The 16,418-nt window shown below is 39.6% G+C and carries 7 protein-coding genes; 3 read left to right on the plus strand and 4 right to left on the minus strand.

All coding sequences use genetic code 11. The features are described 5' to 3' along the window. Positions 1–122 precede the first annotated feature (122 nt). The 3 genes from BAU15_RS09290 to BAU15_RS09300 all read left to right on the plus strand — a co-directional run bounded on the left by BAU15_RS09290 (position 123) and on the right by BAU15_RS09300 (position 11,650). A complete protein-coding gene (locus tag BAU15_RS09290; RefSeq protein ID WP_161842500.1) occupies positions 123–1,094 on the plus strand; it encodes an inorganic phosphate transporter in 972 nt (323 codons plus the stop codon). A gap of 12 nt (positions 1,095–1,106) precedes the next feature. Beyond that, positions 1,107–1,730 (plus strand): DUF47 domain-containing protein, encoded by a 624-nt coding sequence (locus tag BAU15_RS09295; protein WP_161842477.1) that lies wholly within the window; start codon positions 1,107–1,109, stop codon positions 1,728–1,730. A 1,550-nt stretch (positions 1,731–3,280) separates the two neighbouring features. After that, positions 3,281–11,650, plus strand: a complete 8,370-nt coding sequence (locus BAU15_RS09300; RefSeq protein ID WP_161842478.1) for a Cna B-type domain-containing protein — start codon at positions 3,281–3,283, stop codon at positions 11,648–11,650. Between the two features lie 161 nt (positions 11,651–11,811). Here BAU15_RS09300 and BAU15_RS09305 read toward each other — a convergent pair whose 3' ends face one another. The 4 genes from BAU15_RS09305 to BAU15_RS09320 all read right to left on the minus strand — a co-directional run bounded on the left by BAU15_RS09305 (position 11,812) and on the right by BAU15_RS09320 (position 16,365). Continuing rightward, entirely contained in the window at positions 11,812–13,761 is a 1,950-nt protein-coding gene (locus BAU15_RS09305; protein ID WP_161842479.1) for a heavy metal translocating P-type ATPase, read from the minus strand. A gap of 189 nt (positions 13,762–13,950) precedes the next feature. Beyond that, the gene (locus tag BAU15_RS09310) at positions 13,951–14,784 is read right to left on the minus strand and encodes an undecaprenyl-diphosphate phosphatase (RefSeq protein ID WP_161842480.1); all 834 of its coding nucleotides are present in this window, start codon (positions 14,782–14,784) and stop codon (positions 13,951–13,953) included. Between the two features lie 228 nt (positions 14,785–15,012). Next, positions 15,013–15,717 carry a histidine phosphatase family protein gene (locus BAU15_RS09315; RefSeq protein WP_161842481.1) on the minus strand — a complete coding sequence of 235 codons (705 nt, stop codon included), beginning with the start codon at positions 15,715–15,717 and terminating at the stop codon, positions 15,013–15,015. A gap of 24 nt (positions 15,718–15,741) precedes the next feature. Further along, complete coding sequence (locus tag BAU15_RS09320) at positions 15,742–16,365, minus strand: MBL fold metallo-hydrolase (protein ID WP_161842482.1); 624 nt, start codon at positions 16,363–16,365, stop codon at positions 15,742–15,744. Positions 16,366–16,418: the final 53 nt, after the last annotated feature.

A 16,418-nucleotide genomic window follows, 5' to 3' on the forward strand; every position in this document is an offset into this window, starting at 1 on the left:
TTGCTAGAATGAGAGTGAAACAGAATTCATAAATTTGAAATTATGTTATGATGAAATGGAAAAAATAGATTGGAGGGAGTTTTTTTGTGAGTATTGCTTTAGTAGTAACCGTTACACTCGTTATGGGTGTGATTTTTGTAAATGGTTGGACGGACGCACCAAATGCAATCGCTACCGCCGTCTCAACAAGAGTCTTACGACCGAATGTCGCGATTGGTATGGCGGTAGTGATGAATTTCCTTGGCGCGCTAGTAATGACTGTATTTAATGCGCAGGTGGCTGAAACTATTTCAAATATTGTTCGATTTGAAGGAGATTCTGCCCAGGTAGCATTAGCTTCTGCCTTATTTTCCATTGTGGTTTGGTCTGTAGCAGCATGGTACTTTGGAATACCGACAAGTGAGTCACATGCATTAATTGCCGGGCTTACAGGCTCAGCTATGGCCTTAGGGGGTATTGGTGCGGTAAATGGTGGTGAATGGTTGAAAGTCCTTATAGGGCTTGTTGTATCAACTATCATGGGCTTTGGCGGTGGCTACCTCATTACAAAACTACTGGTAGCTATATTTAAATCTACTCCTAGAAGAAAAGCGAATAAATTCTTTACGATAGGTCAAGCAATCGCTGCTGGAGCAAATGCCTTTTTACATGGTGCACAAGATGGGCAAAAATTCATGGGTGTCTTCATGTTAGGCTTATTTTATAATGATCTCGCGGAAAAAACAGGTAATGGGTTTGTTATCCCTATTTGGGTGATGGCTCTATGTTCCTTGACGATGGGCTTTGGTACCTCAGTTGGCGGAATGAAAATCATTAAATCTGTGGGGATGGACATGGTTAAGCTAGAGAAATATCAAGGATTTTCTGCGGATTTGAGTGCAGCAATTTGTTTGTTTTTAGCTTCAGTATTCGGGATCCCAGTTTCTACAACCCATACAAAAACAACGGCTATCATGGGTGTTGGCGCTTCTCGCCGTTTATCGAGCGTTGATTGGCGAATTGTTAAGGAAATGATGTTCGCTTGGGTAATGACATTTCCCGGCTGCGGACTTATTGCATTCATAATGGCAAAACTATTTATTGCCCTATTTTAGGAGGAAGAGAACATGGCTAGAAAAAAACAATACGATTATTTTGTTGCATTAGAGCACATTGCAGCTAATACCCATAAAGCGAGTACGTATTTATTACAGTTGGTAGAGAATTACACGGAAGCACATGCGATCGAACAAGCTGAAAAGATACATATGCTGGAAAAAGAGGGCGATCAATTGGTTCGTGATGTAATGAATGAGTTATATGATGCCTTTATTACACCGATTGACCGCGAAGATATTGTTGAAGTGACAGATAAGTTAGATGATATTTTAGATGGAATCAATGGCTTATGCTATTTATTCGGTAATTTGGCGATAACTGAAATGCGCCCAGAAACGGACAAATTTGTTCATTTAGTTGTAGATGCCACAGAAGGTGTATTAACTGCAACAAAAGAATTTGCGAAGTTCAAAAATTCTAAGACGCTCAAAAAAATGATTCAAGAAGTCAACGATGTCGAAGCTAAGGCAGATCATTTGTATAGTGAACTACTAAGAACGCTGTTTACCACTGAAACAAATCCTATCGAAATTATTAAATGGAAGAACGTGTATGACCAACTAGAGTTGACGATGAACCGTAGCGAGCTAGTGGTAGATTTGATTGATGGTCTTGTTATCAAAAACACCTAGTTCAACTTTTGAGACTTTTAAAAAACCGGATATTTTTGAGTGATGAAGAAGCTAGATTTTAGCTTGTTCATCACTCTTTTTGTCGTGAATATAGACTGGGAGCTATTATATCGAAAACAGATGTTTGCTAAAGCGACTACTGCTAGTGTTGAATAGGAGAATCAAAAAAGTTTTTAAAGAGTTTTTTTAAAGTGGTTGGAATCGAAGTTTTAATGGAGGCTTTTTCTATTCTTGATGAAGCTAATCATAGGCTATCTGTCTAAAGAATAATTGGTAAGTGAAAATTAGAAACCACAAGGAAATGAATGAGAGGGAATCGTTGCTATAGAAGGAAAAAGTAATCCATCAGTTTTTTTAAAGACTTATTTTCGCAAGAGCTATTTAATTTATTGTGCGAGCTTTGAGCTAGATGAGCATATTTGAAATTCTTTCTGTTAGGTAGCAGTTGTTGCTGAATTTTTATACCGAAAAATGAAGAGTGGATTAAAGGCTCGACTTCTTGTACAAGGGAAATAAAAAGGTCGATTGTATAAGCACAGCAAGAAGTGAACCTGCCAATTAAAATGTCCCCATAAAGAATAATCTTTATTATCAAGGGCTTAGTCTAGCAAGCTGAAAATTCGTGTATTTGTTTCACTCAAGTTGTTTTATAATTGTTGAAGTGGGCGTGAACCAATGTGTATATCTAAAGCTGGATAGAATAAAAATTCAAAAAGTTACACCTGTTATTTTATGTTATATAAAGCCAGTTATTATTCTTGACAGAAACACATAAAAAACGTAACATAATAGGTGATAGATGCATATTTTTTTCTTTGTTCATAATAGAAATACAGTTATTTTACGCGGGTTTTTTTAAGTGTTTCGAAATTGGTACTTTCGAATTTTTTTGATTTTTCTGTATTGCTTTTAAAATCTCGTACGTTATTTAACCCGATGAACAATTTGAACAAAGACTAGTGAACAGACGGGGAGTTTGCTAGAGGATGATGTGTCTTTCAATCCGGTAAGGAGGTGGCCCAAGATTTATAAATATAGTGGGATGATTAGAGCAAGTAGGAATGGGATGGCTATTCTATTGCCTTTGATAAGCGAATATATCTGATAATGATTAGGTAGATTTAACATAGCGTAAATTCGCGATACATAGTATTGAGTTTATCAGTAATAGAAGAATGAAGGACGGCTTTGAGATGCTTTTGGCTACGTGCAAAAGATTTGAAAAGTCACATAAAAGAAGTTAGGTGTCCTTCTAATTGTAGACGTTAGCTTTTAAAATAAGCTACGTTATGTAACGCTTGCAAATTGTGAGAAATTCAAGATATGGATAAATTGGATTTGTCAGGGGATCAATTTTAAAGTTAATAATATTAGGAGGAAATGAAAGTGCTTAAATGCTATACAGAAAAAATTATTTATTGCTGAATACCAGTGTGATGAATGATTTTCGAAATTTTATTCAGCAATAAATCTCATTTTCTTGTTCTATAGTCGATTTTATAGCAGCTTTCTAACATCTTTTTCTGTTTATAGTGATAGGAGGAGAATGAATGGATAGATTGAGAAAAATTTTGACTATTATAGGCTTGCTGGGTATTTTGTCAAGTGTAGTTCCTGTCAATGCTTTCGCTGTAGTAAATGATAACGGCGTGAGGTATAAGAATGTCAAATTAGTTGATAATACAGGAAATGAGGTTACAGAAGCAAATACGATCAAACAAAATGACAATATAAAGATTGTGCTAGATTGGGAACTAGCCACATCGAGTAAAGTCAGTCAACAATTGATCGTTTCGAAACAATTACCTGCTAACCTGGCTATTCCGGACCAAGCAGGAAATCTGGGAAATGATTTAGGTACATATCAGGTTAGAAACAAGCAGTTGATATTTACATTTGCTGGTTACACTGAGAATAATGAGGAGCTGACTAGTAGCGATAAGGTTGAAATTAAAAACTTTAGTGGCACACTAAAACTAGATGCTCAAACGGTGAATCCAAACAATGCGAACCAAGAGACAATTTCCTTTGAGGACCAATTAACACGGACACTCTTCTATGAGCAACCAACAGTGGAATCAAGTGCGCCAGCAGTTTCTTCAGAAGAAGCACCGGTAGCATCCACAGAAGCTACAGTAGAAAAAACTACGAAATCTTCTACTGAGAATTCAACTGAAGAGTCTAAGGAAGAGAAAGAAACGAAAAAAGAAACAAAGAATGGCAAAGCGACATTTGCTGCAGATTTGACTTCTAGTGTTTCAATTGAAGGCTTGAAGGTTTATAAGAAACCTATCGGACAAAACGATTGGACACCAGTTCCTGCGGGCGGATCAATCATGTTGGGGGATTCAGTTAAGTTTGAAGTAGACTGGTCAATTCCTGAATTAAATGCGGTTGCGGGCGATATTATAAAAATTCCGTTATCCATTGAAAACTTTTCGTTTAAAAATACCAATCTTCAAGATTTGATTTCAGATGGCGTGGTTATTGGTCAATGGCAAATTGATGATAATCGTTTTAAGGTCATCTTTAATGACAAAATTGAATCTAAGGATTTATTGAAAAACGGAACAGTTGAAGCGATTGGTGCAGCCAATAAAGTTGGCGATAATTCACATATCATTATTAATGGTGAGGATATGATGGAAGTTGATATCGTGCCATCACCAGTTGTTGAAATTCCAGATGATCCTTGGCCAGTTGCTTCCGATGCCATGAAGGGTGGACTCGTTTCTGGTGGTAGCTTGAATCAACTTGGTTGGAACTTAGACATCAACTATAAATCGATGAGAGAATATTATGAGACGGGAATTTTTCCAGCTAAAGATAATTTATTGCTTGTCGATGAATTAGCTGAGGGAACGTCATTTGTAGAAGGGTCTTTTGTCCTCACTTCGAGTATCAAGACGATGTATGATAACGGAGACGGTACATTCACAATGGGGCAAATTCAAATGGGCACGAGTGCACCGATTACGCACCCAGGCTTCTCGAAAATTAACCAGAATGTTGGCGAATCAAAAGAGGCGTTCAAAGGACGTGTGCAAGCAAGTCCACAGCTTACTTATGGAATTTATAAAGATAGTGCGGGAATCGAAACAATAATCTTGAACTTTGGTTCACTGCCATCTACTTCAAATCAAATTAAGTATAAAAAAGATGTGGCTTTAACGGGAATCGATAAGTTATATAATGATGGGAAATTAACAGTTGCTGGAAGAGAGCGATTGCTTGAATTCCTAGAGGCGATTGATTTTCAAGCACCAGCCTTCCGCTTGAATTTCCGAGTGGACGTTAAAGGCGGCACCGACATTTATAAGAATATAGCTGAATTTGAGTGGAATGGCGGCGACGTTAAATCAAATGATGCAGGTGTTCGTTATGAAGATGTAACTGCCGGCGTTCAAACAGGTGAAAAAGGCAGTATCCGGATTCTTAAAAAAGATGCATTAGGCACAATCTTACCTGGTATCGAATTTAAACTACAAGTAAAAAATGGTGCGGGGGTTTTTGTTGACTACACACCGATTGATGGCGGTACAGCTATTCGAGCAACAGATAGCTCAGGATTAGTCGAATACAAGAAATTAAATCCGGGCATCTATCGCTTAGTCGAGTTAGTTGATTTTACTGACCCAGATAGTGAATTCTATCAAGCAACTACCAAAGTTACGACACCGATTGGGGCGACAACAACAACGGATGAATTTGAAATCAAAGAGTCTGACTCCAAAGGATTTGTTGCGAATGTCGTGAATCATCGTCAACTACAGAAAACGGTGACCAAGGTTTGGAACGATGGAAACAATCAAGATGGTTTACGCCCAACTAGTGTCCAAGTTCAATTGTATGCGGATGGAGTTTTGAAAGGTTCGTCAGTAACCTTGAATGATGGAAACAATTGGTCACATACATGGAAAGAATTACCTGAAGCCAATCAGGGTACTGCGATTAATTATACTGTCGAAGAAGTTGGTACAGTCGCAGGCTACACGAGTGCGATCACGACAGATAATCAGACTGGCGATGCGACGGTAACAAATACGCATACGCCAGAGACTATCTCTGTCAGTGGTACGAAAACATGGAACGACGGCAATAACCAGGACAACATTCGCCCAGATAGCATTATGGTGAATCTATTTGCGGATGATGAAAAGGTTAAGGATCAAGAAGTTACTGCTGATGGCGATGGTAATTGGGCGTACTCATTTACCAATCTGCCAAAATATAAAAATGGTCGAGTAATTGATTACACAGTTACTGAAGACGCAGTACCAAGCTACACAACGACAATGAATGGTTACAATATTACCAATAGCTATACACCGAAACAAACGAAGGTTGAAGTGAAGAAGGTTTGGAATGACGGCAATAATCAAGATGGCTTGCGTCCAAACAGCATTGCGGTTCAGTTATATGCGAACGGCACGGCTACAGGTACACCACTTACCTTAAATGAAGGTAATCACTGGAAAGCTTCTTGGGATAATTTACCAGAAAAAGCAGCTGGCCAAACGATTACTTATACAGTTGCCGAAGTTGGCAGCATCACAGGGTACACGACGGTGGTTACTGAAGGTGATCCAGGTAAATTTACGATTACTAACAGTCATACTCCTGAACAAACTAGCGTAACTGGAACGAAAACGTGGGTAGATGCCAATGATCAAGATGGCGTGCGACCAACTAGCATTACAGTTAAATTATTAGCTGATGGTGTGGAAGAGACGAGTAAAAACGTAACTGCAGAAGAAAATTGGCAGTACTCATTTACTAACCTACCAAAATATAAAAATGGTCAAGAAATTGCTTATACAATTAGTGAAGTGGCGGTACCAAATTATTCCGTGACTTACAATGGCTATAATATTACGAACAGTTATACGCCAGGGCAAACGAATGTTCAAGTGACTAAGTTATGGGATGACGCGAATGATCAAGATGGTCTGCGTCCGTCAAGTATCGATGTTCAATTATTTGCGAATGGCGTAGCAAAAGATGCGCCAGTAACGTTAACTGAAGCTGGTTTATGGAAACATACCTGGGAGAACTTGGATGAAAAAGCAGCGGGTCAAACGATTGACTATACCGTTAAAGAAGTGGGTAGCGTAACTGGCTATACTTCATTAACGGATGCAACAAATCCAGCTGAGGTGAAGATTACTAATAGCCATACACCGGCGGAAATAACTGTCTCAGGTAAGAAAACGTGGAACGATGCTGACGATCAAGATGGCAAACGTCCAACAAGTATTACCGTTAATTTATTAGCTGATGGAGTTATAGAAAAAAGTAAAGTAGTGTCAGCTAATCAGTCTGGTGAATGGAAATATGAATTTACAAACTTACCAAAATTCAAGAATGGGACAGAAATCACTTATACAATTAGTGAAGAAGCTGTGCCAGATTACTCAGTGAATTACACTGGATTTGATATTACCAATAGCTATACACCGGGTGAAACGGCAGTTATTGTAAGTAAAGTCTGGGATGATAATGAGAATCAGGATGGCCTTCGTCCAACCAGCATTGAGGTTCAATTGTATGCGGATGGCGTAGCTAAGGGGGCACCTATTACTTTAGCGGCACCAAATTGGACAAACAAATGGGAACATCTTGCTGAAAAATCGGCGGGTCAACCAATCGTTTATACAGTCAAAGAAGTGGATAGTGTAACAGGTTATACCACATCAATTGATCAAAATAATCTGGCTGATGTGAAGATTACTAATAGCCATACACCAGCTAAAACGACTGTTAGTGGAACGAAAACATGGGATGATGCCAACGATCAAGATGGCAAACGTCCGACAAGTATTACCGTGAATTTATTTGCAAATGGCGCACCAGCTGGTAGTCAAGTGGTGGAAGCAGATAATGAGGGTAATTGGACCTATGAATTTACAGATCTAGATAAATTTAAAAATGGCCAAGAAATTAACTATACAATTACCGAAACAGCAGTACCAGATTACTCAACTAGCTACAATGGTACGAATATTAAAAACAGTTATACGCCTGGTAAAACGGCTGTGACTGTCGAAAAAGTTTGGGCAGATATGGATAACCAGGATGGGCTTCGTCCAACAAGTATTCAGGTTCAATTGTATGCGAACGGCGTAGCTCAAGGCGCGCCAGAAACATTAACGGCACCTACTTGGACATACACATGGGATACTCTGGATGAAAAAGCAGCCGGTCAACCGATTGTTTATACAGTCGAAGAAGTCGGTGAAGTACCAGGGTATACGACTACGACAGCAACTAATCCTGGAAGCGTAGTGATTACGAATACGCACACACCGGAAGAAGTCGATGTTGATGGATCGAAAACTTGGACTGACGCTGATAATCAAGATGGCGTAAGACCAGACAGTATCACCGTGAATTTATTAGCTGATGGGTTGAAGATTGCTGATAAAGTCGTATCAGAAGCAACTAGCTGGGCTTACCAATTTAAAGACTTACCGAAATTTAATAATGGTCAAGAAATTAACTACACCATTACTGAAGATGCGGTACCAGGGTACTCAACTAGCTACACAGGTTATACTATTGAAAATAGTTATACACCAGGCCAAACAAGTCTTTCTGTGACCAAGGCTTGGGCAGATAATGATAATCAAGATGGGTTACGTCCAACAAGTATTGATGTTCAATTGTATGCAGATGACGTCGCAACCGGCGTACCAGTTACATTGAGTGACGATAACTCATGGCATCATGATTGGACTAATTTGGATGAAAAATCGAATGGTCAAACAATTGTTTATACTGTCAGAGAAGTTGGCACAGTAGCTGGTTACACAACAACTGTTGATGCAAATGATCCAGCGAATGTAGTGATTACGAACAGTCACACACCAGAACAAACAGAAGTAACTGGTAAGAAAATTTGGAATGACGCGGACAATCAAGATGGCGTTCGTCCAGATAACATTCAAGTGAATCTATTTGCAAATGGTGAACTGGTAACTAGTCAAGAAGTGACTGCAGATGAAAACGGGGAGTGGAATTACGAATTTACTGGTTTAGATAAGTTTGAAGCTGGCCAAGAAATTACGTACACCATTACCGAAGATGCGGTAGCTAACTACTCAACTAGCTATACCGGCACTGACATTACGAATAGCTATACACCGGGTCAAACAGCTATTACTGTCAATAAAGTTTGGGCAGATGGCGATGACCAAGATGGCTTACGTCCAGCAAGTATTAACGTTCAATTGTATGCGGATGGCGTTGCAACCGGTGCACCAATTACGTTGAATGAAGATAATTTATGGGCACACACTTGGGCTAACTTGGCTGTCAAAGCTAGCGGACAAACGATTGACTATACGGTCAAGGAAGTTGGCACTGTCGCAGGTTATACAACGTCTCAAGTGACTGGCCCTGGCAATGTTGTGATTACTAATACGCATACACCAGAAAAAGTTGCTGTAGATGGTGTGAAAACTTGGGATGACGCGGATAATCAAGATGGCGTTCGTCCAAATAGCATTACCGTGAATTTACTTGCTGACGGCGAGAAAGTCGCTAGTAAAGAAGTAACCGCTGATGAAGCAGGTAATTGGCGCTATGAATTTACAAATCTAGATAAATTTAAAGCAGGTCAAGAAATTAACTATACAATTACTGAAGAAGCGGTACCGAATTACTCAACAAGTTACACTGGAAATGATATTAAGAATAGCTATACACCAGGAAAAACAAGTATTTCTGTTACAAAAGCTTGGGCAGATAACAATAACCAAGACGGTCTACGTCCAGCAAGTATCCAAGTTCAATTATTCGCTGATGGAGCTGAAAAAGGCGAAGCAGTTACCTTGAATGAAGGAAACTTATGGCAGCATGAATGGACTGGTTTGGCTGTGAAAGCCGATGGTCAAACGATTGCTTACACAGTTGAAGAAGTCGCCAATGTTACAGGCTACACAACAACAGTTGATGCAAAAGATCCAGCAAACGTAGTGATTACGAACAGTCACACACCAGCAACAACTGAAGTAACAGGTTCTAAAACTTGGAACGACGCTGATAATCAAGACGGCGTTCGCCCAGAAGCAATCACTGTGAACTTATTGGCGGATGGCGAGAAAGTCGCAAGCCAAGAAGTCAAAGCTGATAAAGAAGGCAATTGGAACTATAGCTTCACTAATCTTCCGAAATTTGCCAATGGACAAGCAATTGTCTACAGCGTTTCTGAAGAAGCCGTGGCAAATTACACGACAACTTACGCAGGCTTTGATATCACAAACAGCTATACACCAGGTCAAACTGGCGTAACTGTAAATAAAGTCTGGGCTGATGAAAACAATCAAGACGGTTTACGTCCTGAGAACATCTCAGTTCAATTGTTCGCAGACGGTGAAAAACAGGGAGAAGCAGTTATCTTGAATGCAGCCAACAGCTGGACACATACATGGACTGACTTAGCTGAAAAAGCTGATGGAAAAGCGATTGTTTACACAGTCGAAGAAGTTGGAAATGTGACAGGTTATAAGAAGGCGATTGATGCAAGTAATCCAACGAACGTAGTGATTACGAACAGTCACACACCAGCAACAACTGAAGTAACAGGTTCTAAAACTTGGAACGACGCTGACAATCAAGACGGCGTTCGCCCAGAAGCAATCACTGTGAACTTATTGGCGGATGGCGAGAAAGTCGCAAGCCAAGAAGTCAAAGCTGATAAAGAAGGAAACTGGAACTATAGCTTCACAGACCTTCCAGGATTTGCGAAAGGACAAGCAATTGTCTACACAGTTTCTGAAGAAGCCGTGGCAAATTACACGACAACTTACGAAGGCTTTGATATCACAAATAGCTACACACCAGGTCAAACTGGCGTGACTGTAAATAAAGTCTGGGCGGATGGCGAGGACAAAGATGGTTTACGTCCAACAACGATTCAGGTTCAATTGTTCGCAGATGGCAAAGCAACTGGCGAGCCAGTAACGCTTGATGCCGAAATGAATTGGAAGCACACATGGACTGAATTAGCTGAAAAAGCAGACGGCAAAGCGATTGCTTACACAGTAGAAGAAGTCAGCGAAGTAGAAGGTTACACGGCAACTGTTGATGCCAGTGATCCAGCGAATGTTGTAATTACTAACCACCACACACCAAAAGTGGATGATCGTGTGATTCAAATTATCGGTCAAAAAACGTGGGATGATGAAGACAACAAAGCGGGCGCTCGTCCAGCGAGCATCACGATTAATCTGTTAGCAGATGGCGTGAAAGTTGATAGCCGTGAAGTAACAGCAGAAACTGACTGGGCTTACAGCTTTGACAATCTACAAGAATTAGCTGATGAACGACCAATCGTCTATACAATCAGTGAAGAAACCGTCGAAAACTATACACCAACTTATGATGGTTTTGATGTAGTTAACCACTACACACCAGAAACAACGAGTCTGACTGTCAACAAAGTTTGGGATGATAGCAACGACCAAGACAAGCTACGTGCGAAGAGTATTGAGGTTCAATTACTCGCAAATGGGCAACCAGTTGAACCAATCGTGACCTTGTCTGAAGAAAATAATTGGACAGCAAGCTGGACTGAATTAGCTAAAGAAGCAGACGGTAAAGTAATCGAGTACACCGTTGAAGAAATTAGCGAAGTCAAAGGCTATGTGGCAACTGTGACAAAACTGGATGAAACTAACCAGACAATCACGAATAAACATACACCTGAAATCAAGCAACCTGATCCAAAAGATCCAACAGAACCAAAAGCACCAGCGAAACCAGTAACACCGGCAACACCAAAAGCACCGAAGAAAGAACAGCCTAAGAAGAAATTGCCGAAGACTGGGGAAGAAATTAACCCATTCGTCAGCTATCTAGGTGTTAGCTTGATCGCGTTAGTGGCACTTTTAGAACAACGTAGAAGAGCTAAAAAATAAGCAACTCGTCTGAAAAGACTGAGTGAATCTGGGTACATGCCCAACAAAAAGCCAGCGTCTAACGACGCTGGCTTTTGTGTGGATTGAACCAAAATAGAAAGACAAGTCTCCTAAAATCCGTTAATCAAGGTTCCAGGAGACTTGTCTTTCTATTTCATCTATTAACTATGAGCCACTTGATAGAGAGGGCAGGTGCTACAATCAGTCGGAAGTTTATCTTTTGGTGATTTTCGTTTTTGATCCGTCTCAACAGGAAGTGTTATCAATAACCGCAAGCCATTTAAAATAACTAAAATGGTGCTGCCTTCATGACCAATGACGCCCATCGGTAAGTTAATAAATTGAAAAAAGTTAGAAAAAATTAGTAGAATAATCACACCGACGGAGAAGATAATATTTTGAGTGACGACTCTTTTTAGTTTGAGCGAGAGCATGTGGCTCATCTGAAGCTTAGATAAATCATTATTGATTAGCACGATATCAGCAACATCCATCGCAATATCCGTGCCTTCACCCATCGCAATACCGATTGAAGCGGTAGCGAGAGCTGGTGCATCATTGATGCCATCGCCAACCATCGCATTAACCGAATAGATTTCTTTTTCAGCTTGGATTCGCTGTGTTTTTTCTTGGGGTAGGCAATCTGCATAATAAGTCTCGATCCCGGTTTCTTTGGCAATCGCTTGTGCTGTACCTTTATGATCGCCTGTCATCATGGTTGTATGAACCCCTTGGCTGTTAAAATAAGCAATGACAGACGCTGCTTCGGGTTTTGCGACATCCAGTAAGCCAAAAAATGCCATTAATTGATCATCTTTTGCTAAGAAAATAACAGTTTTTCCTTCTGCTTCTAATTGTTTAATGTGCTGTTTTGTCTCAGCTGTTACAGAGGTATCCGTTGGGCTATAGGCATGTTTTCCAATTTTCCAACAATGATTATTAACCGTTGCTTGTAAACCAAATCCAGCAATTTCTTCAATCTCCAGTGAAGCTAATTCTTGCGACAAATCAACTCTGAACTGTCGAGTCAAGGCTTCCGCTAAAGGATGGCTGCTATTTTTTTCCATAGCAACCACCATCGCGATACACGCTTCTTCGTCCTGAAGGAAGTGACTGTTCGTCACAACCGGTTTTCCTTCGGTTAAAGTGCCAGTTTTGTCAAAGGCAATTGCTTTTAATTGAGCAAGATTTTCTAAGAAACTGCCCCCTTTAAATAAGACGCCATTTCTAGCCCCATTCGAGATTGCCGCAAGCGTTGCAGGCGTAGCCGATGCTACAAGCGCGCAAGGAGAAGCGACGACTAGTAAGACCATCCCGCGATAAAAACTCTCTGCCCAAGTCCAATCTAAAAAATAAAAGGGGATCAGAATTGATAAAGGAACGACTATTAGCACAATTTTTACATAGACATTTTCAATTTTTTCGATAAATGAGGCCGTTTTAGTAGGGATAGCTTGCGCTTCTTCTACCAGTTGGATAATTTTGGCGAAAAGGGTATCTTCACTTGTCTTCGTTACCTCGACAACGAGGGGATTTCCTGTGTTTAGTGTTCCGCCAAAGACTTCGGCACCGATTGATTTTTCGACAGGAATCGACTCGCCACTGATGGCAGCTTCATCGATACTACTCTGACCACTATGAATCACTCCATCGATCGGGATCGTGGCTCCTTTGGGAACGAGGACTTTATCCATAATAGCGAGCTCAGAAACTTCAACTTCAATTGTTTGCCCGTCGGGAAGTAACTTTTGAGCAACAGTTGGTTTCATTTGCATCAAAGAAGTAATTTCTTTGCGACTTTTATTCGTTGTATATTCTTCTAATGCACCACTGAGACAAAAGATAAAGGTCAGCATCGCACCTTCAAACCAATTGCCAATTAAGCAAGCGCCGATTGCAGCCAGAGCCATTAATAAGTCAACACTCAATGTCCGCTCAGTAAATAGTTCAGATAATCCTTCAAATGTTTGTTTCCAACCACCAGAAAAAATAGCAAAACCGTAGATAAGGGGATAAATGAAGAAATTGTTTTTTTCAAAAATGAAGGCTAGAATCATAAATAATAAGCACGATAAGGTCGAGAACAAAGCTTGTTTTTCAGATTTACTCATGGGAATCACTCCTTATGAAGTAAGCATAGCATATTGTAAATCTAAATGATAATGAAATATTCTAATTGAGAACGATAGTGATTATCAATTGATTTTTCTGAGTAATTCGATAAATACTAATGATAGTCATTATCAATAAAAGTGCAAAAAAAGAAGTACAGATTTTACTCTGTACTCCATTTAAATTAATTATAAAGTAATTAGCCAATAACCGATAAGAATCACACCTAAAATAATTCGATACCACCCAAATACAGTGAAATCATTTCGTTTAAGATAGTTCAATAAGAATTTAATGGCTATAATCGAAACGACAAAAGCAACAATCATTCCTAGTAATAACAAGAATACCTGCTGAAAATCAAATGAATTTCCGGCTTTAATGAATTTGAAAATTTTAAGAGCGCTAGCACCAAACATCACTGGAATCCCTAGGAAGAAAGAGAACTCGGTTGCCACAAAACGAGAAGCACCAATCAAAATTGCTCCTAGAATCGTTGCCCCAGAGCGAGAAGTCCCAGGAATAAGAGCTAAAACTTGGAAGAACCCAACAACCAAAGCAGCTTTATAAGTAAAATCATTCAGTGACGTACATTTCGGTGCAGCATTTTTGTTTCTTCTTTCAACAACGATAAAGGCAACCCCATAAATAATTAGCATCAGTGAAACTGGTAAAAATTTATGGAAATGTGCTTCTAAAAAATCATCCAAGGGAAGTCCGATAATAATCGCTGGCACACAGGCAACAACGACTTTAAACCACAAGGTCCATGTATCATTTTTTTCGATGGTTGATTTCTTAGGAGAGAAGGGGTTCAATTTGTCGAAATATAACACAACAACGGCCATGATAGCCCCCAGCTGAACGACGACATTAAACATCTTGGTAAAATCAGCACTGACATTCATCTTAATAAATTCATCGACTAAAATTAGGTGGCCTGTACTACTGATTGGTAGCCACTCGGTGATTCCTTCAACAATCCCTAAAACAATTGCTTTCCAAATATTTTCTAGTAACATAATTTCATTCCTTTCAGACAAAAAAATACAAGTTTAGTATACCTGTTATTAAAAGGAAAACCAAACTATTTTTGATATGACCGCGATTCTTTATAAAAAACTTGAAATTTTTTACACAATGAATCATTTATTATCAGACACATAAAAAACTTGCCTAAATGACACGTTTTCTAAGAAACACTTGCTTCCTAGAAAGGGGATTTAGACAAGTTCACTAGAATATTGAGACTAACTTAGAATTGTTTTTGATAATTGTTTCCCATTTTCAATGTAGTCAACATTATTAATCTCTTGTATAGAGAATTTACCTTCTTTATAAGTAAGTTTCGTGACACTACCGTTTTGTAAGCCGGCACGAATGGGTTGTTTCGCGTCAATAAGGTTTAATAAGAAGGCAATTGTGAGACCATGGGAAACGACTAATACATTCCCGCCGCCTTCTTTTTCTCTACGATGCGCAATATCTTCAAAACCAGACCAGACACGATTCTTCAAGACATCATAGGGTTCTGCCCATTCAGCAGTGTCGACAGCTAGAATAGCCTCAGCAATCTGCTTGAAGGTCACGTCAGTTGCAATCATATCATCGTAGTTTTGAAAATTAAGTACACGGGGAACAACACCCCACATTTCCTTGTCGTAGCCACCTTCTAAGGAACCAAAACACCATTCGCGAATGCGATTATCAATTGAATAAGGAATCTCACGTCCATTGGCATGTTCCCCCAAGATAATACGGCTTGTTTCAATTGCTCGACCACTATCACTGGAATAGGCTTCAGCAAAAGGGACTTCTCGTAGGCCTAAACCTAAAAAATGAATACCCTCTTGGCCTTCTTTAGTTAATGGTGTATCACACCAACCTTGAACTCTTTCAATGGTATTAAACATTGTTTTGCCATGTCTGACGACGTATAAAGTTGTTTCTGTCATTTGCTACACTCCTCAAAAAATAATTTAGTTAAAAAAGGGATTGGTGTTTCGTTCCCGTTCAATCGTTGTTGCATCTCCGTGACCTGGATAGACTGGGAATTCATCAGGAAGAGGGAAGAGCTGTGTTTGAATACTTGTCAGTAGCTGTTCCAGATTACCAGTAGGAAGATCTGTGCGTCCGATGCTGCCTCTAAATAAAGCATCGCCAGAAACAACAAAGTCATCAAAAATAAAGCTGACACTGCCAATAGAATGCCCTGGTGTTGGGACTACTGTAAAACGCATATTTCCAAGTAGATAGTCCTTCAGCTCAAACTCATATTCCGCAGGTTGGACAATAATATTATTGATATCGTCATGTCTGCCTAAGCCAGAAAGATTCATCATTGGGTCGCCTAGCCAAGCTTGTTCTAAAGGACTAACATATACGGGCACCTGATAATGGTGACGCAATTCTTCAACAGCTCCTATATGGTCATAGTGGGTATGTGTTAATAAAATGGCGACTGGCTGTTGACCAATAGTCGTGATTTCAGAAATAATCTTTTGGGCGTCCTCGCCTGGGTCAATAATTAAGACTGCTTGCTCATTTGAAATGAGGTAACAGTTTTCTTGGATAGGTCCGGTCATTATTCGTTTGATATTCATAAAGGTCCTCCTTAAACGTAACTCAAAATTTCTTTACTACTATAGTATACCTC

Source organism: Candidatus Enterococcus huntleyi, from assembly GCF_009933175.1.
GTDB classification, from domain to species: Bacteria; Bacillota; Bacilli; order Lactobacillales; family Enterococcaceae; genus Enterococcus_K; species Enterococcus_K huntleyi.